The organism is Flavonifractor sp. An52 (assembly GCF_002159385.1).
Taxonomy (GTDB): domain Bacteria; phylum Bacillota; class Clostridia; order Oscillospirales; family Oscillospiraceae; genus Flavonifractor; species Flavonifractor avicola.
Map to the genome: position 1 here is coordinate 1 of NZ_NFIB01000032.1, position 23,170 is coordinate 23,170.

The 23,170-nt window shown below is 62.9% G+C and carries 21 protein-coding genes; 11 read left to right on the top strand and 10 right to left on the bottom strand.

What is annotated here, in order from left to right; translation table 11 throughout:
- The first annotated feature begins 576 nt into the window (after positions 1-576).
- Positions 577-732, top strand: coding sequence for a hypothetical protein (locus B5G06_RS14075; RefSeq protein ID WP_158094707.1), 156 nt, complete (start codon positions 577-579; stop codon positions 730-732).
- Here the strand turns inward: B5G06_RS14075 and B5G06_RS11545 are convergent.
- From B5G06_RS11545 to B5G06_RS11560, 4 genes are all read right to left on the bottom strand, one after another.
- Complete coding sequence (locus tag B5G06_RS11545; protein WP_158094708.1) at positions 720-2,162, bottom strand: S-layer homology domain-containing protein; 1,443 nt, start codon at positions 2,160-2,162, stop codon at positions 720-722. The two genes, B5G06_RS14075 and B5G06_RS11545, sit on opposite strands and share 13 nt — an antisense overlap.
- 198 nt (positions 2,163-2,360) lie before the next feature.
- Positions 2,361-3,767 (bottom strand): Sapep family Mn(2+)-dependent dipeptidase, encoded by a 1,407-nt coding sequence (locus tag B5G06_RS11550; RefSeq protein ID WP_087189212.1) that lies wholly within the window; start codon positions 3,765-3,767, stop codon positions 2,361-2,363.
- 5 nt (positions 3,768-3,772) lie between these two features.
- Positions 3,773-4,426 carry a helix-turn-helix transcriptional regulator gene (locus B5G06_RS11555; protein WP_087189213.1) on the bottom strand — a complete coding sequence of 218 codons (654 nt, stop codon included), beginning with the start codon at positions 4,424-4,426 and terminating at the stop codon, positions 3,773-3,775.
- Positions 4,427-4,493: 67 nt separating this feature from the next.
- Positions 4,494-5,138, bottom strand: a complete 645-nt coding sequence (locus tag B5G06_RS11560) for an L-fuculose-phosphate aldolase (RefSeq protein ID WP_087189214.1) — start codon at positions 5,136-5,138, stop codon at positions 4,494-4,496.
- A 127-nt stretch (positions 5,139-5,265) separates the two neighbouring features.
- Between B5G06_RS11560 and B5G06_RS11565 the strand changes: the two genes are divergently transcribed.
- From B5G06_RS11565 to B5G06_RS11585, 5 genes are all read left to right on the top strand, one after another.
- Positions 5,266-6,468 (top strand): ATP-binding protein, encoded by a 1,203-nt coding sequence (locus tag B5G06_RS11565; RefSeq protein WP_087189215.1) that lies wholly within the window; start codon positions 5,266-5,268, stop codon positions 6,466-6,468.
- A 34-nt stretch (positions 6,469-6,502) separates the two neighbouring features.
- Entirely contained in the window at positions 6,503-7,864 is a 1,362-nt protein-coding gene (locus B5G06_RS11570) for a TraB/GumN family protein (RefSeq protein ID WP_087189216.1), read from the top strand.
- Between the two features lie 28 nt (positions 7,865-7,892).
- Positions 7,893-9,164: an amidohydrolase family protein gene (locus tag B5G06_RS11575; RefSeq protein ID WP_087189217.1), complete on the top strand. Its 1,272-nt coding sequence runs from the start codon at positions 7,893-7,895 to the stop codon at positions 9,162-9,164.
- A gap of 124 nt (positions 9,165-9,288) precedes the next feature.
- A complete protein-coding gene (locus B5G06_RS11580; RefSeq protein WP_242955474.1) occupies positions 9,289-9,858 on the top strand; it encodes an RNA polymerase sigma factor in 570 nt (189 codons plus the stop codon).
- Positions 9,855-11,312: a serpin family protein gene (locus B5G06_RS11585; RefSeq protein ID WP_087189219.1), complete on the top strand. Its 1,458-nt coding sequence runs from the start codon at positions 9,855-9,857 to the stop codon at positions 11,310-11,312. Before B5G06_RS11580 ends, B5G06_RS11585 begins: the two co-directional genes overlap by 4 nt.
- A gap of 39 nt (positions 11,313-11,351) precedes the next feature.
- On the opposite strand, the gene B5G06_RS11590 is transcribed toward B5G06_RS11585, so the two are convergent.
- Positions 11,352-12,461, bottom strand: coding sequence for a phosphotransferase enzyme family protein (locus B5G06_RS11590; protein WP_087189220.1), 1,110 nt, complete (start codon positions 12,459-12,461; stop codon positions 11,352-11,354).
- Entirely contained in the window at positions 12,448-13,392 is a 945-nt protein-coding gene (locus B5G06_RS11595; RefSeq protein ID WP_087189221.1) for a nucleotidyltransferase family protein, read from the bottom strand. Before B5G06_RS11595 ends, B5G06_RS11590 begins: the two co-directional genes overlap by 14 nt.
- 269 nt (positions 13,393-13,661) lie before the next feature.
- Between B5G06_RS11595 and B5G06_RS11600 the strand changes: the two genes are divergently transcribed.
- On the top strand, positions 13,662-14,501 hold the full coding sequence (locus B5G06_RS11600) for a pyridoxamine kinase (protein WP_343286365.1): 840 nt from the start codon (positions 13,662-13,664) through the stop codon (positions 14,499-14,501).
- Positions 14,502-14,551: 50 nt separating this feature from the next.
- Here B5G06_RS11600 and B5G06_RS11605 read toward each other — a convergent pair whose 3' ends face one another.
- Genes B5G06_RS11605 through B5G06_RS11620 form a run of 4 tightly spaced genes read right to left on the bottom strand, consistent with a single transcriptional unit; the run spans position 14,552 to position 17,632 of the window.
- On the bottom strand, positions 14,552-15,307 hold the full coding sequence (locus tag B5G06_RS11605; protein WP_087189223.1) for a Rossmann-like domain-containing protein: 756 nt from the start codon (positions 15,305-15,307) through the stop codon (positions 14,552-14,554).
- 1 nt (position 15,308) lies between these two features.
- Positions 15,309-16,109: an ABC transporter permease subunit gene (locus B5G06_RS11610; RefSeq protein WP_087189224.1), complete on the bottom strand. Its 801-nt coding sequence runs from the start codon at positions 16,107-16,109 to the stop codon at positions 15,309-15,311.
- Positions 16,093-16,914 carry a molybdate ABC transporter substrate-binding protein gene (gene modA, locus B5G06_RS11615; RefSeq protein ID WP_087189225.1) on the bottom strand — a complete coding sequence of 274 codons (822 nt, stop codon included), beginning with the start codon at positions 16,912-16,914 and terminating at the stop codon, positions 16,093-16,095. Before modA ends, B5G06_RS11610 begins: the two co-directional genes overlap by 17 nt.
- Before the next feature lie 43 nt (positions 16,915-16,957).
- Positions 16,958-17,632, bottom strand: a complete 675-nt coding sequence (locus B5G06_RS11620; protein WP_158094709.1) for a Crp/Fnr family transcriptional regulator — start codon at positions 17,630-17,632, stop codon at positions 16,958-16,960.
- A 159-nt stretch (positions 17,633-17,791) separates the two neighbouring features.
- Here B5G06_RS11620 and B5G06_RS11625 point away from each other — a divergent pair, with 159 nt between their 5' ends.
- The 4 genes from B5G06_RS11625 (at position 17,792) to tilS (ending at position 23,169) form a co-directional block, all read left to right on the top strand.
- Entirely contained in the window at positions 17,792-19,786 is a 1,995-nt protein-coding gene (locus B5G06_RS11625; protein WP_087189227.1) for a DHH family phosphoesterase, read from the top strand.
- Positions 19,787-19,917: 131 nt separating this feature from the next.
- Positions 19,918-20,364 (top strand): 50S ribosomal protein L9, encoded by a 447-nt coding sequence (gene rplI, locus B5G06_RS11630; RefSeq protein WP_087189228.1) that lies wholly within the window; start codon positions 19,918-19,920, stop codon positions 20,362-20,364.
- Between the two features lie 53 nt (positions 20,365-20,417).
- Positions 20,418-21,770: a replicative DNA helicase gene (gene dnaB / locus B5G06_RS11635; protein WP_087189229.1), complete on the top strand. Its 1,353-nt coding sequence runs from the start codon at positions 20,418-20,420 to the stop codon at positions 21,768-21,770.
- 37 nt (positions 21,771-21,807) lie between these two features.
- Entirely contained in the window at positions 21,808-23,169 is a 1,362-nt protein-coding gene (gene tilS / locus B5G06_RS11640; protein ID WP_087189230.1) for a tRNA lysidine(34) synthetase TilS, read from the top strand.
- Position 23,170 lies beyond the last annotated feature (1 nt).

Here is a 23,170-nt window from a genome sequence, read left to right on the forward strand (position 1 = left end):
AAACTCAGGGACAGGGCTTGGATTGGCGTTGTCTTTTTCCTGCCTACATGGTCCTTTTTACTCATTCCCATTTGAAATTTTCTTGCATCACCTACTTGACTTCATACCATTGGACTAAACTTTTATCTTCTTTCTAATCATATGCTTAGATGCCAGGTTTGTCAAGCCCAATTTAGTCTGCCGTGATACGGGCGGCTACGCCAGGTTCTTTTTGATCGTCTTTCTTGCCATTCCAACTCCTCCTCAGTGCACCCAATGATGGTCGAACAGTGTCGTATCTTGTATTTTGGCAGGGTTCGGTTCCACCGTCAACGGTTCTATACTGGAGGTTTCAGTTATGTTTTTGCTCTGATTTTGGCTGCCCAGTGGATATCAGCAGCTGTTTCCAGGGGCTGAACAGCTTGGGCTGCAACGGCTTGCCGGTTTTTTATGATGACTTCCATTCCTCCATGGATGTCTTTTTGCCGATGCAACAAAATGCCCCCAACCGCCGAACGGTGGGGGTGAAAGAGAATATAAGGCGCCGGGCGGTACCGCAGCGGTAAGCCCCCTCAATCAAAACAAGGAGGAATGTGTATGGCAAACTATACGGAACATTATCAGCTGCATCAGTGGGAAGGGTCGGACCCCTTCCTGCGGACCGACTTCAACGAGGATTTGAAGAAAATCGATGCTGCGCTAGCTGCGGCAAAAACAGGTCCCGCCTGCGTTACCGGTAACTATTCAGGATAGGAACCCTCTTCGAAGTCCACATCGCCAGCGATCTCGTCGTCAGCGGTGCCGGTCTTGGTGTACTTGGTGCCATCGATGGTGTAGGTGGTGCTGGTGTAAGCGGTGATGGCGCCCTCAACGGCCTCGCAGACATAGGAGCCGATGATCTCGTCGCCGTCCTCAACGATGGCCACCACAGCGTCCTCCACATAGGTGTCGGCGTTGTAGCCAGCGATGTCGGTGTTGTTGAAGGTACCAGCGTTGTCAAAGGTGATGTAGGCGGTCACGCCGTCCTCAGCGTCAGCGTCCTTCACATCGGTGTCAACCTCGGTGATGACGTCGGCGGTGTAGCGGTTCACGATGACCTGCTCAACGTTGTTGCCGTCCACGAAGAACTCAACAACATCGCCCACATTCAGAATAGCGGTCTTGCCAGCGGGGTCAGCCATGCCGTTGCCCTTAAAGGTGGTGGCATTCTGGCCGGTGACAAACTCCAGCTTCTTGTTGGCCTGCTCAGCCCAGTAGGCCACGTCCTTGCTGGCCTTGCTGACCACGACAGTGTAATCGGCCTCGTCAGAGTAAGTGCCGACCTTGGTGTCGTCGTTCTGGTTCTTGCCATAGTACCAGGAGTAACCGGGACGGCCAAAGGCGTCGGTCTCGGAAGCGCCGGTGACCTTCTTCAGGTCGGCAAAGTACTTCTCGCAGAACTGCTGATAGCCCAGGCCCTCGCCGTCGTCAGAGTAGTTCTTGCTGGCGTCGTTGTAGGGAACGGACTCAGCGGGAGTGTTGCCGATGACAATGGAGCTGCCGTCAGCGTTGGTGATAACGGTGCCCTTGTTGTCATACTTGACCATGTCGGCGGTCAGGGTCTGGAAGGCCATCTGAGCGGCGTTCTGACGGGACAGCTCGTTGGTCAGCACCAGGCCCTTGGGGGAGATGCCGGCCTCAATGGCATCGGCAGCCACATTGATGACCCAGTCATTGCCGGTGTACTTCTCGATGGAAGGATCATAGCCCAGAGCAACCAGCAGCATCTTAGCGAAAGCAGCGCCGGTCAGCTTGCCCTCGGGGAAGAAGTGACCGTTGCCGTCGCCGGCCAGGATGCCCAGGTTCACGCAGTAGCCGATGAAGGGAGCGGACCAACGATCAGCAGCCACGTCGCTAAACACGGCGGAGTTGGTGGTCAGCTTCTCGGCGGACTCCTCACCCAGCAGCATATAGCAGATGATCTTGGCAGCCTGCTCACGGGTCAGGATGGAGTTGGGCTGGAAGTCGCCCTTATCGCCGCCCTCGAGAATACCGAGCGCGACCATAACGTCGACAGCCTCAACGTTCTTGATCTCACCAGCATCGGTGAAATCCTTGCTCGCAGCGCCGGCGCCCACGACCATCATGCCCATCAGCATAACAGCGGCCAGAGCCAGGCTGAGAGTCCTCTTGAGGTTTCTCATTTGGAATTCCTCCTTATTTGATTTGACCATGAGGAGGGAACATCCTACGAGTTTTTCAAGGACAGATTGTGCTGCAAGGCTTTCCACTTTTTTAACCGGCTACTGGTAGCCAGCGGGTAGCCATCAGGTAGCCGCAAAAAAGACCGAAATCCCCTGTTTGGAGATTTCGGTCTTTTTGACCCAATCAATGGGTTTCCATCAGCCGCACAGGTCAATGATGGCCTGAGCGAAGATCTTGGCGGCGGTGAGCTGGTCGGCAATGCAGGTGTGCTCGTCAGCGCCGTGCATATTGCCGTTGAAGCCGGGCATGGCGCAGCCGAAGGCCACGCCGCCGGGGATATCGTGGACGTAAGTGCCGCCGCCGATGGCCAGGCACTCCCCCTTCCGGCCACTGTACTGCTCGTAGCACTTGAGCAGAGTGCTGACCAGCGGGGTATCGGCGGGGGTATAATGGGGGGCCTGCATCCCACCCTCGGCAGTAAAGCCGAACTTGGCGAAGGCAGCCTCAGTCACGGCCTTACAGTTATCCTCATTGGCACACACCGGCACCCGGCTGTCAAACTGGCCGGACAGTCCGGTGTCGTTCAATTCCAGCAGAGAGAAGGCCAGGGTCAGCGGACCGGACATCTCGTCGGCCTGAGCAATGCCCAGAGCCTTACCGGCGCAGTCCCCGTGGGGGAAGAGGGCGTTCAGGGCATGGAGGGCAGCGGTGGAACCCACCTTGGCCAGGGGCAGAGCACACAGCAGATGGATCAGGCCGGTGATGGCGTTGACGCCCTCCTCCGGAGTGGAGGCGTGGGCGCCCTTGCCCTTGCACAGGATATGCAGGTCATCTCCCCCCTCGGTAAGCACATAGGTGACGCCGGTCTCACCGGCAGCCTTGTCGCAGTAAGGCTGCGCCGCTTCGGCGGACAGGCCGGCCACCACGCACTCCGCCTCGGGAGGCAGCACGTTGATGCGGAACCCGCCGTGGAGCTCCTTCACCCGGGGGGTGGCGCTCTCCGCCGCCCAGGTCTTGGTGAATACCGGCTTGTAGCTGCCCTTCTCCAGGTTGATGACGGGGAACTCGCCGTCGGGGGAGAAGGTACAGGGGGCGTAGGGCTCCTTACTATAATAATAGGCGATATCTTCAGAGCCGCTCTCCTCGTCGGTGCCCAGCAGCAGCCGGACATTCTTCTTCAGTGGCACCCCCAGGTCCCGGACGGCCTGCATGGCCAGCAGCGCGGCCACAGCGGGGCCTTTGTCGTCGTCGGTGCCACGGCCGTACAGCATCCCGTCCACCTCGATGGGCTCATAGGGCTCCGTCACCGTCCAGCCGGTGCCCTCCCCCACCACGTCCAGGTGGCACAGGATGTGCAGCTGGGTCTCCTGATCGTTGAAGTCCACAGCGCCTAAATAGTTGTCGTAGTTCTTGACGGAGAAGCCCAGCTCCTCCGCCAGGCGTAGGCCCTCCGCCAGGGCGGCGGCGGGGCCGGGACCAAAGGGCATTCCAGGCTGGGTCTCCTCCCGGACGCTGCGGATACGCACCAGCCGGGAAATGGCCTCCACCAGCTGCTGCCGGCGGGCCGGGTCGTCAAAATAGGCGTTGATTTGATCCTGATACATGGAACTTATTCCTCCTTGGGTTCTTCATCTCCGCCGGCGGCGCCGGTCAGCTCCCCCAGGTACTTGTACACCGTATACCGGGACACCTGGAGCCGCTTGGCCACAAAGGGCACCGACTTGCGGAAGGAAAAGGCGTTTTTCTGGTCCAACAGGGCAATGATCTTCATCCGGTCCCGCTTGGTCAGCACGTTCACCGGCTTGCCTACCGCCGCCAGGCACTCCTCGAAGATCTGGGTCAGCTGGCCCTCCCCGCCGTGCCACATGGCGCTTTGCAGGTCGGCCTCGGCGCTCATCAGATCCACCAGGATGCGGTTGGCATAGACCAGAGAGCTGTAGTCAAAGTTGATGCCCAGGGCCAGGTTGAAGTCCTCCCCGATGAGGTGGAAGGTACTGCTCTTGATCTGCTGGCCCGAGGGGGTGGTGGCGTAGAGGTTGACGAAATCGGTGACCAAGGCGTCCTGGTCCAGCTCCTTGGCGGTGCCCAGGATGTCCATGGTGGAGCCTACCGTCCGGCCGGATACATGGCCGTTATAAATGGATAAAATGGGGTGCCTGGGGTCCCCCATGTCGTGGACCAGCGTCTCGCAGGTGGAGCCAAACATCTCCGCGATCCCCCGGGCGGTCCGGTCCAGAAATTCAAAGGCTTCCTCCCGATCCATTGGTTCACTTCCTTCTCTCTTGGTTTCCAGTCCAGATTGTACTCTGAACCGGGCTAAAATGCAAGGCTCAGGCCTGGCGGTAGCTCTGGAACTTACCCAGCACCGCCTCCAGCTCCTCCGGCGTCAGGTTCACGCCGCCCCCGGCCTGCCTGGTGTAGTAGTACACCTTGGCCAGAAACTCCAGCTGCTGGGCGGCGTCAAAGGCGAAGGACAGGCTGCCCCCCACCGTCAGCAGGCCGTGGTTGCCCAGCAGGCAGGCGTTGTACTCCTCCTTCATCCCCTCCCAGGCCGCCTCGGCCAGCTCCAGAGAGCCGAAGGGATAGTAGGGGATGCAGGGCACCTGCCGCCCGGCGTAGGCCACCAGATAGTGGACCGGCTCAATATTCCAGCGCAGGCAGGAAAGCACCGTAGCGAAGGTAGAGTGGGTGTGGACCACCCCATTTACATCCTGCCGCCGCTGGTAAAACAGCCGGTGGAGGTCCAGTTCGCTGGAGGGCTTGCGCTTGCCCTCCACCACCTTGCCCTCCAGGTCGGCCACCACCACGTCCTCCGGGGTGGTGGCAAAATAGTCCATACCGGAGGGGCTGATGGCCATGAGGCCGCTCTCCCGGTCAAATACACTGAGGTTGCCGAAGGTTCCGTCGGTGAGGCCGGTGGTGACCAGCTTTTTGCCGTACTCCACCACCTGCTCCCGCTGCTCCTGTAACAGCATAAACAAGACTTCCTTTCTCCATGCTCGTTTCCTCAAGCATACGGAAAACCGGAGCGCAAGTCAAGCCTTTGCATTGACAGCAGGGCCACCCGCGCATAAAATGGACACAGACAAGGAGGCACCCATTATGACAACGGAAACCCTGCGCTTCGCCCTGGGGGGCGTGGCCGCTTATCGACATATTCTGGACACCCCTGAGCTGGGTCTGGTACGCACGCTGCTGGACAAGCTGGCCGGAGGGGACGCCGCCGGAGCGGCGGAGGCCTACGCCAGTCTCTTCTATACCCTGCGGGAGGGCCGGTACCCCAGCCTGGGGGACTGGCTGTACGACCAACTGCGCTATACCGAGTCCCCCTACGCCCGGCTGGCCGAGGAGGGCGGGTCAGACCCCGCCCTGGAGGAGGCCGCCCGCCGGGACGTGGCCATTTTCGCCCAGCTGTGTGAACTGGACTGCGGGCAGCTCATTGCCGCCATAGCCCGGAAGGCCGACCCCGCCCTGCTGCCGGTGCTGGAGGGCCTGCCCCGGTGGCCCGCCGGTTGTCCCTTCACCTTTGAGGGGCTCACCGATTTCTACCGTGCCCACGGCTCCGGCCTCTTCGCCCGCAGCCGTGCCTTCCTGTGGGAGGACGGCCAGCTCTTCCCGGTGGAGGAGCCCGACTGTCCCGGCCCCGACGAGATGCTGGGCTACGAGCTCCAGCGGGACCAGGTCATTGCCAACACCCGGGCCATGCTGGAGGGCCACCACGTCAACAACGTGCTTCTCTTCGGAGAGAGCGGCACCGGCAAGTCGGCCACGGTGAAGAGCCTGCTCTCCCAGCCCGGCTTTGAGGACCTGCGGCTTATCGAGGTGCAGAAGGAGGGACTGGCTGATCTGCCCCGGCTCATCCGGAAGCTGGGCGGGCGGCGGCTCAAGTTCATCCTGTTTATCGACGATCTGGCCTTCGATCAGGACGACACCACCTATTCTGTCATGAAAACCATCCTGGAGGGCGGTCTGGAGCGCCGTCCCGCCAACGTGGCCATCTACGCCACCTCCAACCGCCGCCATCTGGTACGGCAGACCTTCTCCGACCGGGCGGGGGACGAGGTGGATGCCAGCGAGACCATTCAGGAAAAGACCTCTCTGGCCGAGCGGTTCGGCCTGCGTATCCCCTATCTGGCCCTGAACAAGGTTGAATTCCTGGGCCTGGTGGAGAAAATGGCCGCACTGCACGGGGTGACCATGGACCGGGAGACCCTCCGCACCGGCGCCGACCGCTGGGAGATGAGACATCCCGGCCGGACGCCCCGCACCGCCAAACAGTACATCGCCAGCCTCAGTCTGGCATAAACACAGTGCCCCACACAAGGAAAGGAGCATCCCTATGAAACGGAATCTGTTGAAGAAAGCACTGGCCGGTCTGCTCTCCGCCGCTCTGCTGGCCCTTCCCACGCTGGCGGCGGAGCCCCAGCAGCCCTCCCCCTGGGCGGTAAACCAGCTGGCAGACAGCTATGCCCTGGGTCTGGTGGACGACAACTACACCACCTATATCCAGAGCCCGGTGACCATGGAGCAGCTGGAGTCCATGACCAAGGTAGTGGCCGACAAGCTGGCCCTGCTGGAGCTGGAACCCCGGACGGCAGACGCCGTGGGCCTGGTGGTAGACACCACCCGGGGCGGCGTGATGAACGCCCTGTATCAAGAGGCGGCCACTTATGACCTGCCCGGCGTGGAGGAGGGCCCGGAGGCCTTTCTGACCGGGCTGGGCGTGGTCCAGGGAGACGGCGCAAGCCTGGCCCAGGAGCGCACCTGCACCTATCAGGAGGCCATGGTCATGGCCAACCGGCTGATCCTGGCCATCTATGACGGGCAGGACGCCGGCTCCAAGGGCCTGCTGTGGAAGGCCACCAACGGGGATAATACCCTGTATCTGCTGGGCACCATACATCTGGACCGGGACAACGTCTATCCCCTCCACAAGTCCCTCCGGGACGCCATTCAGGCCTCCGAGGAGGTCATCTTTGAGCTGGATCTCAACGACCAGGAGGGCATTGCCCTGCTCCAGAGTATGCAGACCTATCAGGACGGCACCACCCTGGCCGACCACATCAGCCCCGAGCTCTATCAGCGGGTACAGGCCGCCGCTGCCGCCCTGGGCATGGACCCCAACGGGCTGGACGCCTATAAGCCCTGGGCTCTGGCCTCCACCATCTCCACCCTGTCCATGCAGGACGACACCACCGGCAGCAACGCCATGGCCATTGACCTCTATGTGAACGCCGCCGCCGTCAATTCCGGCAAGGCCATCGGCGCGGTGGAGACCTACGCCTTCCAGGGCGGCATCTTTGACGGTCTCTCCCCCGAGTATCAGGAGGCCTATCTGGACTCCGCTCTGGCTGGTTTTGAGGCCACCCTGTCCGGCGCCGCCACTTCCCCCGAGATCGACGAGGCGCTCCAGGCACAGGAGGAGATGCTCTCCGCCATGTTCGCCGCCTGGAAGGACCGGGACCCGGAGGCCTTCTCCAAGGTCTATGACAAGGCCGCCATCATCAACAGCACCGACGAGCTCAACTCCAAGCTGTTCACCCAGCGGGACCCCGGCATGATCGAGGCCGCCGCGGGCTATCTGGAGACCGAGGGCAGCCACACCTACTTTATGGCGGTGGGCGCCGGCCACATGGTGGACCCCGGCGGCATTGTCAGCGGCCTGCGTGAGCTGGGTTATACCGTGGAACTGGTACCCTGATTCTTTTCAACTCTGAAAGGAGTACCACATGATCCTGAAAGGAACCTTCCTACACACTCCCAAACTGGGGACGCTGGAGGTACGTCCTGAGGCCTATCTAATCTCCCAGGGAGAGACTATCGTTGGTCTGTATGACACTCTGCCCCCGGAGTACGCCGGTCAGCCGGTGGAGGACTGGGGGGACGCCCTGATCATCCCTGCCTTTACCGACCTGCACATCCACGCCCCCCAGATCATTAACCGGGGCATCGGCTACGACAAGGAGCTGCTGCCCTGGCTGGAGACCTATACCTTCCCGGCGGAGGCCCGCTTTGCCGATTCCGCCTTTGCCGACCGGGCGTGGAAGGCCTTTCTCAACCACCTGTGGGCGGTGGGCACCCTGCGCTTTTCCGCCTTTGCCACCATCCACAAGGACGCCGCCTGGCGTCTTATGGAGCTGTCCGAGGCCTCCGGCCTCCGGGGCCTCATCGGCAAGGTGAACATGGACCGCAACTCCCCCGACAATCTGCGGGAGGACACCGACGCCTCCCTGGCGGACACGGAGGAGCTGATCTGCCGCAGCCGGGAAGCGCTGCGCCGCACCGGCTTCATCCTCACCCCCCGGTTCGTCCCCTCCACCACGGCCAGGCTGATGGATGGTCTGGGCCGACTGGGCGAGAAGTATGATCTGCCCATCCAGTCCCATCTGTCGGAGAACCAAAGTGAGGTGGCCTGGGTGGCCCAGCTCCACCCGGATATCCCCACCTACACCCAGGTGTACGAGCACTTCGGCCTGCTGCGGCAGGACAAGACCATCATGGCCCACGCCATCCACCTGTCCGACGGTGAAAAGGCCCTACTGAGAGAGAAAGGCGTCATGCTGGCCCACTGCGCCCTGTCCAACACCAACCTGTCCAGCGGCATCATGCCCCTGCGGCAGGACCTGGAGCAGGGGCTGCGGTGCTGCGTGGCCAGCGACGTGGCCGGAGGCCACACCGCCAACCTGAGCCGCAGCGTCACCGCCACGGTGCAGGCCTCCAAGCTGCGCTGGCTGAACCACCCCGACCAGGCCCCCCTCTCCCTGACCGAGGCCTTCTATCTGGCCACCCGGGGCGCGGGCTCCTTCTTCGGTCAGGTAGGCGCCTTCCTGCCCGGCTTCGCATTTGACGCCCTGGTGCTCCGCCCCTCCGCTCTGGATGCCCTGGTGGAGCGCACCCCCTTCGAGCGGCTGGAGCAGTTCCTCTACGACGGGGACGACCGGAATATCGCCGCCCGCTACTGCGCCGGGGAATTGATTCCTCAGCCCTTCTCCCAGCTTTAAACCAAAAGGGGCCTGCCAGCGGCAGGCCCCTTTTTCCCATAAAAATTAGTTCTGACTGTAACCTTTCCCCCTCCCAACTCGCTGACAGGGGTGAAAGGCCTTTTCACCAGCCCACAGGAGAGGAGTGAGTACCGTGGAGGACGCCCAGATTGTGACCTTATTTCTGACCCGGGACGAGGGAGGCATCCGGGCGGCATCGGACAAGTACGGCAGCCGCCTGCGGCAGCTGGGCTTCCGGCTGCTGCCCGACCGGCTGACGGTGGAGGAGTGCGAAAACGACGCCTACCTGCTGGCCTGGGACAGCATCCCGCCCCACCAGCCCAGGGATTACCTCTTCCCCTTCCTGGCCCGGCTCATGCGCCACACGGTGCTGGACCGCTGCCGGGCCCTCACCCGCCGGCGGCAGCTGGCCCGGCTCACCGTTCTCACTCAGGAGCTGGAGGACTGCCTACCCGGACCCGACCACACCCAGGCGCTGGTGGACGCGCTGGCCCTGGGGGAGAGCCTGAACGCCTTTCTCAAGGCCCTGCCTAAGGAGGCCCGGAACCTTTTCCTGCGGCGGTACTGGTTCTTCGACCCCATCGCCGCCATCGCCCGGCGGTACGGGCTCACCCAGAGCAAGGTGAAAACCACCCTGTTCCGCACCCGGCAGCGGCTGCGGGACCACCTGATCAAGGAGGGATTTACGGTATGAAAGCGGATGATCTGTTGGACAGCTTGGAGCACGTCGACCCGGAGCTGGTGGCTCAGGCGGATAAACCGCCCCAAAAAGCGCCTCACCGCCGCCCCCTGTGGATGGGGCTCACCGCCGTGGCGGCGGCCGCCGCCATTGTCATCGGTATCGTGCTGTGGCCCGGAGGCAGTCCTCTGACAAGCCAGGCCTCCGCCCTGGCGGTGGCGGAGTATCCGGACATGGCCCCCTACCCCAACGAGATGGACTATCTCAACCCGGACGGTTCCCTGGATTCCGACCGCTGGAGCGCCGACTACGACACCTGGCGGACCAGCCAAAAGGCCCAGCTGAACCAGCCGGAGGGCTATGACAGCGGGCTGGAGGGATACTATACAGCCACCCTGCGCCAGTTCCTGGGAGACAGTGGGACAGAAAACAAGGTATGCTCCCCCCTGAACATCTACTTCGCTCTGGGGATGCTGGCCGAGCTCACCGACGGCAGCAGCCGCCAGCAGATCCTGGACCTGCTGGGGCAGGACAGCATCGAGGCCCTGCGGACCCAGGCCAGGGCCCTGTGGAACGCCAACTACTGCCACGACGGAGCGGTGACCAGTATCCTGGCCTCCTCCCTGTGGCTCAATGAGGACATACCCTTCAACCAGTCCACCCTGAACACCCTGGCCGACACCTACTACGCCTCCTCCTACCAGGGGCAGATGGGGTCGGCGGAGCTGGACCAGGCCCTCCAGACCTGGCTCAACGACCAGACCGGCGGGCTGCTGAAGGAGGCTGCGGACCAGGTGAGCCTGGACCCGGAGACGGTGCTGGCCCTGGCCACCACCGTGTACTATCAGGGCCGGTGGTCCCAGGAGTTCAACCCGGACAACACCGCCCCCGACACGTTCCACGCCCCCGACGGGGACGTAAAGTGCGACTTCATGCACAGCTCCTCCTCCAACAACTACTGCTGGGGAGACCGGTTCTCCGCCGTGGGCAAATCTGTGGACTACGGCGGCACCCTGTGGATGGTCCTCCCCGACGAAGGGGTGAGCGTGGACCAGCTGCTGGCTGATCCGGAGGCCCAGGACTTTCTGCTCTCCAACGGGGAGTGGGAGAATCAGAAGTACCTCATTGTCAACCTGTCCATGCCCAAATTTGACGTGTCCGGCCAGCTGGATCTGATTGAGGGATTGCAGGCCATGGGGATCACCGACGTGTTTGACCCGGCGGCGTCCGACTTCACTCCCATGACGGAAGCTGTGGAGGACATTTCTGTCACTCAGGCCACCCACGCCGCCCGGGTGGCGGTGGATGAGGAGGGCGTCACCGCCGCCGCCTTCACCGTCATGGCAATGGGGGGTTCCGGTATGCCGGAGGACGAGGTGGACTTCACCCTGGACCGGCCCTTCCTCTTTGTCCTCACCAGCACCGCAGGCCAGCCCCTCTTTGCCGGGGTGGTCAACCAGCCCGCATAAAAAACGAGGCGCCTTCCTAGAAGGAAGGCGCCTCATTTCTTATCGATATTTATCTACCGCGGAGCACATCTTGTCCCAGCAGGCCTCCATATCGGCCACCAGCTTGAACTGGGTGCGGCACCGGTCCAGGTTCTGGCCGGGCCGGTGGATACGGAAGTATTTGTCCCCCTCCAGGTAGTCGGTGAGGAAGCGGATGCCGCACTCCAGGGTGATGAGCCGGGCGCCCCAGGGCAGGTAGTCCAGCTCCGCGGGGGTGAGGGCCCCGTCGGCCCCCTCCAGAAAACCCTGGGTGTAGGCATCAAACAGGTTCAGGTCGAAGTGGACCTTGTTCATGTCCCGCTCATCCTCGTCGCAGTGGTTGGCACCGAACCGGATGGAGTCGCCGAAGTCGTTGACCGACAGGCCGGGCATCACGGTATCCAGGTCGATGACGCACACCGCCTCGCCGGTCTTGCGGTCCATCAGCACATTGTTGAGCTTGGTGTCGTTGTGGGTGACCCGCAGGGGCAGCTCTCCCCGCCGCAGGGCCTCCAGCACCACGGAACAGTCGGCCTCCCGGGCGGCTACAAAGTCCAGCTCGGGGCCTACCTCCTTCACTCGTCCCACAGGATCGGCGGCCACCACTTCCTTCAGCCGGGCCAGCCTGGCCTCGGTGTCGTGGAAGTGGGGGATGGTCTCGTACAAAGTCTCCGCCGGGTAGTCCTTCAGCATCCGCTGGAACTTGCCGAAGGCCCGGGCCGAGGCGGCAAACCGCTCCGGCGTCTCGGCAGACTGGAGGCACATGGTGTCCTCCAGGAAGGGGTACACCCGCCAGGCGCCCCCCTCGGGGTCGGTATGGTAGTAGCTGCCGTCCCGGGCGGTGCACAGGGAGAGGGTCTCCCGCTCCGGATCGCCCCCCTCGGCGGCAATCTCCTTTTTCAGATAGTTGGTGACCCCCGCAATGTTGGCCATCACCTGTTCCGGGTGGTGGAAGGCGTTGCGGGAGATCCGCTGGAGGATAAACCGGCGGCAGGGGTCCTCCCCCGGCTGGGTGTGGACGCAGAAGGTGTCGTTGATGTGGCCGGAGCCAAACCGCACCGCGCCCACCACTTCTCCTCCAAAGTCAAAGGCATTCAGGGCCTCCTGTAAGTACTGCTCAGCAGGCGCCATGGTCGCACACACCCCACAGATCGTCGGGATAGAGGCCCGCCTCGGTCATGGCCTTTACCGCAGCCACCACCACCGGCTTGTCCTCCCGGTAGGTGACGCCGTACCACTTATCGGCGCTGCGGAGCACCTTCACCCGGGCCTTGCCCTCCTCCAGCAGCTGAGTCACCACGCTGGGCAGGAAGTACTCCCCCTTCTCCGGATTTTCCACCAGGGCCTTGTCCAGGAAGGCGGGGAACCGGGCTTGCGCCTCGGTGAGGAAGCTGCGGGTAAAGCCCCACAGGTTCATGGATACGATGGTATCGCCGCTGAGGTGGGTCCAGGTCTGGCCGTCGTCCTCGGTATAGCGGGCGTCCGCCCCGTCCTTCTCAATGTGGGTGTGCTCCACCACCTCTTTCAGGTAGTGGTCCCCCTCCTCGGCGCACACGCCACGGGCCACATGGCCGTGCTCGGTGACGGTGTTGCCCAGGCGGTAGCCCACCATGGCGTACTCATAGCAGCCGGGCTGGTCGGGATGGCTCTCCAAGTACTGATAGATCTCCCGGAAGGCCTGGGGGCCGTAGTAATCGTCGGAGTTGATGACGGCGAAGGGACCGTCCACCACTTTGCGGGCGGCCAGCACCGCGTGGCAGGTACCCCAGGGCTTCACCCGGCCGGCGGGCACGGCGTAGCCCTCGGGCAGGTCGTCCAGCTCCTGATAGGCGTACTTTACGTCGATTACTTTGCTGAGCCGGTCGCCTATGGCGGCCTTGAAGGTATCCTCAATCTGGTGCTTGATGACAAACACCACGGTCTCAAACCCGGCCCGCCGGGCGTCATAGATGGAATAATCAATGATCATCTGGCCGTGGCTCCCCACGGGATCGATCTGCTTGAGCCCGCCGTAGCGGCTGCCCATGCCCGCCGCCATGACCACAAGAACAGGCTTGTTCATGCCTCTGTTTCCTTCCTTCCTCTCCCCGTCCGGCACCGCAAAACACAACGCTGGAGGGGGAAATGGTGATACAATAGTAGGTTTTTTGCTGAGATCCGGCTTTTTCGCCGGATCTTATTTATTATATACGCCTGTGTGTCAATGTGCAACCGCAGAAACCGGACTTCACGCAGTTTTTCCCAGATCTGACCTTACTAAAAAAGCAATATGTGACACTTTAATAAGGTCAGTTTCTCTGTTATACTGCACCCAACGAAACCAGAAAGGAAGTGCGGTTCTTGAAACGGATCGTCAGCATTCAGGATGTGTCCTGCCTGGGCAAATGCTCCCTGACGGTAGCCCTGCCCATCATCTCGGCCATGGGCGTGGAGTGCTCCATCGTCCCCACGGCGGTGCTGTCCACCCACACCATGTTCTCCGGCTTCACCTGCAAGGATCTCACCGACCAGATTGAGCCCATTGCCGCCCACTGGAAGGAGAGCCGCCTGGGCTTTGACGCCGTTTACACCGGCTATCTGGCCTCCGCGGAGCAGATTGACTATGTGTGCGCCTTCTTTGACGCCTTCCGGCGGGAGGGCAGCCTCATTGTGGTGGACCCGGTGATGGCGGACAACGGCAAGCTCTACCCCGCTTTCGGGCCCGACTTCCCCGCCCAGATGGCCAGGGTGTGCGCCAAAACCGACCTGATCCTGCCCAACCTGACCGAGGCCAGCCTGCTCACCGGCCTGCCCTACCGCACGGAGCATGACGAGGTCTATATTAAGGAGATGCTCCAGGCTCTGGCCGCTCTGGGTCCCCGGTATGTGGCCCTCACCGGCGTCAGCTTTGAGCCGGACAAGCTGGGCGTCATGTATTACGACAAGGTCACCGGCCAGTACGGCAGCTACTTCACCCAGCACCTGCCCGCCAGCTTCCACGGCACCGGCGACGTGTTTGCCTCCACCTGCGTGGGCGGCCTCATGCGTGGCCTGGAGCTGGGGGATGCCCTGGCCCTGGCCGCCGACTACACGGTGGAATCCATCCGCTGCACCCTGGAATCTCCCGACGCCAACTGGTACGGCGTGGAATTTGAGCGTGCCATTCCCTACCTGGTCCAGCGCCTGAACTGATCCCCAAAGCGCCAAAAACGGCCGCCTTTCGGCGGCCGTTTTTGCCTCTGTCAGGCCTCTTCCTGGCTCCGATCGGCAAAGCAGGCCCGCTTCAGCCCCAGAATGGAGGCGGCCCCTGCCAGAGTGGTACCGAAGAACACCACCTCTTTATCCAGATCCAGATAGTCCACAATGGTGCCGTTGCACAGGGTACTGCCGGTACACAGCACCAGGTCGGCCCAGTCCACCACAGCCTGGCGGTCCGCCTCCCCGTCCAGCACCGGGCAGCCGTCCTTCACTTTGCCGATGTTGTCCGGGTTCAGGTCCAGCACCTTCACGGGAAAGCGTCGGGACAGGGCGGCAATGAGGGCGGGCTGGAAACCCACCAGGGCGATTTTCGGAGTGCCGTAGTGGTCGGCCACCCACTCCACCATGTGGCGGGCGCAGAACTCCGGCCCGCCGTCCTTACAGTGGACGGTGTTGTCCGCCCGGCCCAGATACTTCATCACCGCGTTCAGGGTGGCGATGAACAGCCCCCGGCTGTGAGGGTCCCCCTCCAGATCCAAAGCCAGCACCTGGTCCAAAGCCCCCTCAAACTGGGCGGGGGCGTCGGTGAAGGCCTGGCCCTTCGCCCCCCGTAAGTCGGCCATCAGCATGACCTCCTTGCCGGTGAGGATGGGGTAGTCGGTGCGCTGGGTGTGGCCGATGGCCTCCTCCGGCGTCAGCCCACGGGCTTTGATGGTCACCGCCGAGCCGGTAAGGCCGTGCTCCTCCAGGGCGGCAGCCAGAGCGGCGCGCAGGGTCTCGTACAGGGTATGCCGGTCCATGTTACAGATCCCTTCCTTTTCGTCCGGCCAGACGGCTCACCCCCTGGACCGCCAGGGAGAGCAAAAGCAGCAGCAGAGCCGCCGCCAGCGCCATGCCGTTGTCGCCGGTAGAGATATTAAGGTAGATGCTGGCGGGCAGGGTCTCGGTTTTCAGCCGGGTGACCCCCACCAGCATCAGGGTAGCGCCGAACTCCCCCATGCCCCGGCTCCAGGCCAGCAGAAAGGCCGACAGCAGGGCCGGGCGGCACAGGGGGAGAGTGATGTAGCGAAAGGCCTGGAGCCGGGTGGCCCCCAGAGTCTGGGCGGTGAGGGGGAGTTCCGGGTCGATCTGCCGGAAAGCCTGGGCGGCCAGATGGATCACAAAGGGCAGGTTGATGAGCAGATGGACCGCCACAATGCCCTTGGGGTCGAATACCAGCCGCAGGCCCAGCTCCTTCAGGGCCTTGCCGAAGGGAGAGGAAAAAAGGGTGAGCAGGCACAGGCCCAGCACCAGATAGGGCAGGGCCAGGGGCAGCTCCAGCAGGGCCTCCGCCCACCGCTTGCCGGGCAGAGGCGTGAAGGCCAGCAGATAGGCGCAGGGGATGCCGATGAGGATGCACAGCAGGGTGGACAGGGTGGTGGTCCACAGACTCAGCCCCACGGCAAACCGGATCTCCCCGTCGGCCAGAGCACGGCCCAGGTTGGGCAGGCCCCCGGTCACCACCCCCCACAGGCTGGCCGCCACATAGAGCAGCACCGCCAGCAGCAGCACCAGAAAGCCCCACTCAAAGGGTTTTAACGGGCGTTTATCCCGCCAGCTCATAGCCGTAGCTGGTCCAGATGTCCTGGGCGGTCTGGCCGTTCAGAAATTCCGCGAAGGCGTCGGCAACCTCAGCGTCCGCCGAGCAGGTCAGCCGGGCGGCGGGGATGGTCTTGACATAGGCCTCCATCTCGGCACTGTCCACGATCTCCCCCTGGTCGGCGCTGACGTTCTCCTTCCACACGATGATGGCATCGCACTCGTCGGCGGCCAGAGCGGTGGTCATGGCGGGAGCGGTGGCGGTATTGGACACGATGTCCACCTGATTGGTAATGCCGAAGTCCTCAAAAAGCTGCACGGCGATCTTGCCGATAGGGGTAGCCTCCGGGTCACCGATGACCACACGGACCCCCTCCTTGGCCAGGTCGGTGGGGCCGGTGATCTTCAGCGGATTGCCCTTCTGCACCGCGATCACCGGGATGTGGCGCACCAGAGGAGTGGAGGACTCCACCAGCTGGGCCACCGGCTTGACCTCCTGCTCGGAACCAGCGATGAAGAAGTCGCCCTCCTGGGCGGTATTGATCTGAGTCTGGATCTGAGCGGCGTTGGCGCAGGTCACCTCCACCGTACAGCCGGTCTGATCCTGGAAGGCCTGGGCGATCTCAGCAAAGGGGTCCTTCATGCCTGCGCCGCAGAAGACCAGCAGGGTGTGGCCGCTGAGATCTGCAACAGCCGGGGTGGTCTCCACAGCGGCGGGGGTTGTCTCCGGGGCGGACGGCGTGGTCTCCGCCGGGGCAGGGTTGGAGCAGCCCGCCAGCATAGACAGCGCCAGCAGGGCGGACAGGGTCAGGGATACCAGTTTCTTCATGACAAACACCTCCAAGGTTTGCCACGAGTATACCAAAATCCCCTCACCCGGTATGTTGTCCGGACAACTTTTCTGGAAAAAGCGTAAACCAATTCTTGCGGAAGGTGAGCACCCCTTCCCCCTCCAGCTCCTTCAGGGTATGGGAGAGGACCGAGCGGTTGAGGCAGAGGTAGTTGGCCATGGCCTCCCGGTCGAAGGGGATGGTAAAGGTGGTGCTCCCCGACCGCCCGGCCTGGGCGGTCAGGTACTTCAAAATCCGCTGTCTGGCGCTTTTCACCGAAAGGGCGTCGATCTTATAACATTTTCGGATGTTCTGGTTGGATACGAAGTGGAGCAGATTGCCCAGCAGGGCCAGCCGCAGCTCCGCCGGCAGGGCGGGGTCGCTCAGCCGGTCCACGGGAACGCTCCAGGTGGTACAGCGCTCCAGGGTACAGACCGAGTAGGGGCTGGTGCGCCTGGGGGTGCAGGCCACCTCCCCCGCCACCAGATAGCCGGGAAAAAGCTGCTGGTAAAGAAATTCCGAGCCGTCGGCGTCCAGTCGGACCGCCCGCATGGTACCAGAGAGCAGCACCTCCAGCCGGTCCACCCGCTCCCCTTCCTGAATGACCACCCGGTTGGCGGGGTACTCCTCCCGCCGCCCGCCCAGCAGCGGCACTACCTCCTCCGGCTCCAGGTCCCGGAAGAGCACACTGCCCGCCAGGATCTCACGGTCCTCCATGGTCCCACCTCCTTGCCCGCAAGGATAGCACGCCCCGGTCTTTTTTGCAACCGCCGGGGCATACAGGCAGGAAAACCCGTTCTGCCGCACTTGTTTTTGCCGTTCTTGTTTGATATAATAACGTGTCATCTTGTATTTGATCGCAGTTGGGAGGTCCCTATGCGTAAGAATAAGCTAACTCATCTGGTAGAGCCCAGTCTGAGGCTGTATTTCCTCTGTCTGGTGGTGTTTGCCGTCATTACCGCCTTTTTCTCCGTCCCCGCTGCGGTGGCGGAGCTGGCGGTGGTGGTCATCCTCTACCTCTATTTCCGCCGCAGCAACGCCCTGCGGCAGAAAGAGATCCTGAAATACATCGAAAATGTGACCTGCAATATGGACTCGGCCACCAAGGACACCATGGTGAACGCGCCGCTGCCTATGGTCATTTTCCGGCCGGAAAACGACGAGGTCATCTGGTCCAACGACCGGTTCCTCCAGATCACCGGGGAGCGGGAGCACCTCTTTGACGCCAAGATCACGGCGGCGGTGCCCGACTTTTCCTCCCGCTGGCTGATGGAGGGCAAGACCGAGTGCCCCACCGAGGTACGCATCGGGGACCGGCGGTTTTTGGTGTTCGGCCATCTGGTCCGCACCGAGGAGCAGGGAGCCAGAGGCTATCTGGCCACCACCTACTGGGTGGACGTTACCGACTTTGCCACCGTGCGGGACGAGTTCTATGCCACCCGCCCCGTGGTAGCCATCCTGACGGTGGACAACTACGAGGAGCTGATGAAGGGCGCCAACGACAGCGCCAAGTCGGCCATGCGCAGCGAGATCGACGACCGGCTGGCCCAGTGGGTTGCCCCCGCCCAGGGTGTGTTTACCCGGTATGAGCGGGACCGCTACCTCTTCCTCTTTGAGGAGCGCTTCCTGGCCCAGTTCCAGGAGGGCAAATTCTCCATCCTGGACACCGTGCGCCAGGTGACCAGCCCCTCGGGCATTCAGGCCACCCTGTCCATCGGCATTGGCAAGGACGGCGACAACCTGGGCGATTTGTTCCAGTACGCCGCTCTGTCGGTGGAAATGGCCCTCAGCCGGGGCGGTGACCAGGTGGTGGTGAAGAACAAATTCAACTTTGAGTTCTTCGGCGGACGCACCAAGGAGCTGGAGAAGCGCACCAAGGTGAAGAGCCGGGTCATGGCCAACGCCCTGGGCGAGCTGATGGCCGACGCCTCCACCGTGTTCGTCATGGGCCACAAGTACCCCGACCTGGACTGCATCGGCGCCGCCGCCGGCGTATGCGCCATGGCCCGGAAAAAGGGCACCCCGGTCCATATCGTACGGGAGCCGGGGGTCAACCCGGCCAGCGAGATGAGCGACCGGCTGAGCCAGGTTCCCGAGTACAAGGACGTGTTCCTCTCCCCCCAGGATGCCATTCTGCTGGCCGACTCCAACTGCCTGCTGGTGGTGGTGGATACCAACCGTCCCGAGCAGGTGGTGAGCCAGGACCTGCTGGAGGCGGTCCACAAGGTGGCGGTCATCGACCACCACCGCCGCGCCTCCTCCTATATCGCCGACGCCGCCCTCAACTTCCACGAGCCCTACGCCTCCTCCGCCAGTGAGCTGGTCACCGAGTTGTCCCAGTATCTGCTGGAGCCTGCCGACCTGCTGAAGATCGAGGCGGAGGCCCTGCTGGCGGGCATGGTGCTGGACACCAAACAGTTTACCATGCGCACCGGCAGCCGCACCTTTGAGGCGGCGGCCTTCCTGCGCCGCTCCGGCGCCGACACCGGCGACGTGAAGAAGCTGTTCCAGAACGATCTGGACGGCACCATTGCCAAGTACGACATCATCCAGACCGCCCGGATGTACAAGGACGGCATTGCCGTGGCCCGTGTGGACCACACCGTAGGCCGCATCACTGCCGCCCAAGCTGCCGACGAGCTCTTAAATATCTCGGGCATCGACACCTCCTTCGTTCTCTTCCCCGATAATGAGGGGCGGGTCATCCTGTCCGCCCGGAGCATGGGGGATGTGAACGTACAGGTGGTGCTGGAGAAGCTGGGCGGCGGCGGCAACGCCGCTACCGCAGGCGCTCAGGTCCCCGGCAAGACGGTGGACGAGGTGACCAAGCTGCTCCTTCAGGCCATTGATCAGTATCTGGAGGATGAATAAAAAAGCCTTCCCCTCGGGGGAAGGTGCCCCCGTAGGGGGCGGATGAGGGATCCGATACCATTTCCCTCATCAGTCACGCTTTGCGTGACAGCTTCCCCCTGGGGAAGCCTAACAGGAAGGAGATAATAGTTATGAAAGTGATTTTGCAGCAGGACGTAAAGGGCCAGGGCAAGAAGGGCCAGATGATCGAGGCCAGCGACGGCTACGCCCGCAACTTCCTTCTTCCCCGCAAGCTGGCGGTCCTGGCCACCGCGGAGAATATCAACACCATGAAGATGCAGGAGAAGGCCAAGGCCGCCCAGATGGCCGCCGAGAAGGCGGAGGCCGAGGCCACCGCCGCCAAGCTGAAGGAGCTCTCCGTCAAGGTTGTGGCCAAGGCGGGCAACGGCGGACGGCTCTTTGGCGCCGTCACCACCAAGGAGATCGCCGACGCCCTCTCCGCCCAGCACGGCATCACCATCCAGAAGACCAAGATCGTGCAGGATGAGCCCATCAAGGCCTTTGGCACCTACGAGCTGAAGGTGAAGCTGGGCTACGAGGTCACCGGCACCCTGAAGGTGGTCGTGGCCGAGCAGTAACTATGCGTAGGGGCCGATGCCCACATCGGCCCGTCCAGGGGAGGTGAAGGAACATGGCAACCGAAGAGGAACTGCTGCTGCGGCAGATGCCCCATAGCGTGGAGGCCGAGCAGAGCGTGCTGGGCGCCATGCTCATCGACGCCCGGTGCGTACCCGATGTGATCGAGGAGCTGAAGCCTGAGGACTTCTACCTGCGCACCAACCGGGAGATCTACGAGACCATCTACTCCATGTTCAACTTCTCCCTCACCATTGACCCAGTGACCGTGCTGGACCATATGCGCCAGAACGGGGTATACGACGAGAACACCTCCCGCAACTATATCCTCCAGCTGATGGAGGTCACCCCCACGGCGGCCAACGTGAAGGAGTATGTGGCCATCGTCAAGGACAAGGCCCTGCTTCGCCGCATTGCCGAGACGGCGGGGGATCTCACCGCCCTGGTACAGGAGGGCACCGGCACCGGTCAGGAGGTGCTGGAGGCCGCCGAGCAGCGGATCTACGCCATCCGTCAAGGCCGGGCCTCCCAGGGTCTGACCCACATCTCCGGCGTCATTCTCAACGTGTACGAGCGGCTGAACGAGCTGGCCGCCAGCGATTCCGCCGTACCCGGCCTGAGTACCGGCCTGCCCGACGTGGATATGGCCATCTCCGGCCTGAACAAGTCCGACCTGATCCTGTTGGCCGCCCGACCCGGCATGGGCAAGACCTCCTTCGCCCTGAATATGCTGCTCCACGCCGGCAAGTTCTCCGGCAAGACGGTGGTCTTTTTCTCTCTGGAAATGAGCCGGGAGCAGCTGGCCATGCGCCTCATCTCCGGCGAGGCCTTCGTGGACAACAAGAAGCTGGTCACCGGCAAGCTGGGCGAGGAGGACTGGTCCAAGATTGCCGCCGCCTCGGCGGCCCTTAACCAGACCCAGATTCTCATTGACGACAACCCCGCCCTCTCCGTGGCCGACATGAACGCCAAGTGCCGCCGGGTGGATAATCTGGGTCTGGTGGTCATAGACTACCTCCAGCTCATGACCTCCGCCGGCGGTCCCACCCGCAGCAGTGACAACCGCCAGCAGATCGTCTCCGACATCTCCCGTGCCCTGAAGATCATGGCCAAGGAGCTCAACGTGCCGGTGGTCTGTCTGTCCCAGCTGTCCCGTGGTCCCGAGAGCCGCCAGAACAAGCGGCCCATGCTGTCCGACCTGCGTGAGTCGGGCGCCATCGAGCAGGACGCCGATATCGTCATGTTCCTCTACCGGGACGACTACTATAATGAGACCAGTGAGAACCACAACCTGGCCGAGTGCATCATCGCCAAGAACCGTCATGGCGAGACCGGCACGGTGGAGCTGCAGTGGCTGCCCGAGTACACCACCTTCTCTTCCATCGACCGGAGACACAGTGAGTATTAGAATCACCCCTACAGGAACACCACAGGAGAACACCTTTATGCTGGAAACCGTCAAGGCCCTCACAACCGAATACGATATGCTCCCCTGGGGGGGCAAGGTGCTGTGTGCCGTGTCCGGCGGGGCTGATTCCATCTGCCTGCTCCACCTGCTCCACAGCCTGTCAGCTGAGGGTGGTTTTCAGGTAGCCGCCGCCCACTACCACCACGGGATGCGGGGGGAGGCCGCCGATGGAGACGCCGCCTTTGTGGAACACTTCTGCAAAGAGCGGAACATCCCCTGCGTGGTGGAGAGGGGCGATGTGTACGGCGAAGCCACCCGCCGTGGCCTGGGGGTGGAGGAGACCGGCCGGGAACTGCGGTACGAGTTCCTCCGCCGTACGGCGGAACAGCTGGGCTGTGACCGCATCGCCACCGCCCACAACGCCGACGACAATCTGGAGACCCTGCTGCTCCACCTGACCCGTGGAGCCGGGCTCCACGGTCTGGCAGGCATCCCGCCCCGCCGGGGAGACCTGGTGCGCCCCCTGCTCACCACCCCACGGGCGGACATTGAAGCCTATCTGGAAGAGCACCACCTGGCCCATGTGGAGGACTGCACCAACACCGACGAGCGCTACGCCCGTAACAGGCTGCGGCGTCAGGTGATTCCGGTACTGCGGGAGCTGAACCCCCGGCTGACCGAGCGCTCTGTGGAAACGATGGGTTATCTCCGGGCCGACAACGACTACCTCAACGCCCAGGCCGCCATGGCTTGCAGCCACGCCCGCTGGGCGGAGGACGACCTGGTCATCGAGGCCCACTACATTGCAGAGCTCCCCGCCGCCATTGCCCCCCGGGCGGCCCGCCGCCTGTTGGAAATGACGGGGGACGGCAACACCGATTGCTCTGCCGCCCATCTGAAAGCGGTGGTGGACCTGGCCGTGGGAGACGATCCCTCGGCGGTGGCCTTCCTGCCCAACGGGCGGCTGGCCCAGCGGGTGTACAAGGAGCTGCTCATTACCACCCAGAGCGACAACCCGGCGATGACCCCCTGTCCTCTGAACACCGACGGAGAGACCGCCCCGGAGGGCACCGACTGGCGCTGCTCCTGTCGGGCAGTAACCTGTCCCCCCAAAGAGCAGCAAAAGCCCAACGCCTGGTATTTATCTCAGGAGGTTCAGGGGTCCCTGGTCCTGCGTCCCCGTCAGACGGGGGATGAACTGGCCCTGCCGGGCCGGGACACCAAAACCCTAAAAAAATGGATGATAGACGAGAAAATTCCCCGTCGGGACCGGGACCGCATTCCGGTGCTGGCGGATGAACGGGGCGTGCTGGCGGCAGCCGGTCTTGGCCCCCATAGAGACCGTATGGCCCAGCCCGGCCAACCGGCCTGGGAAGTGGTATTCTGGAAGGAAAGGTAAG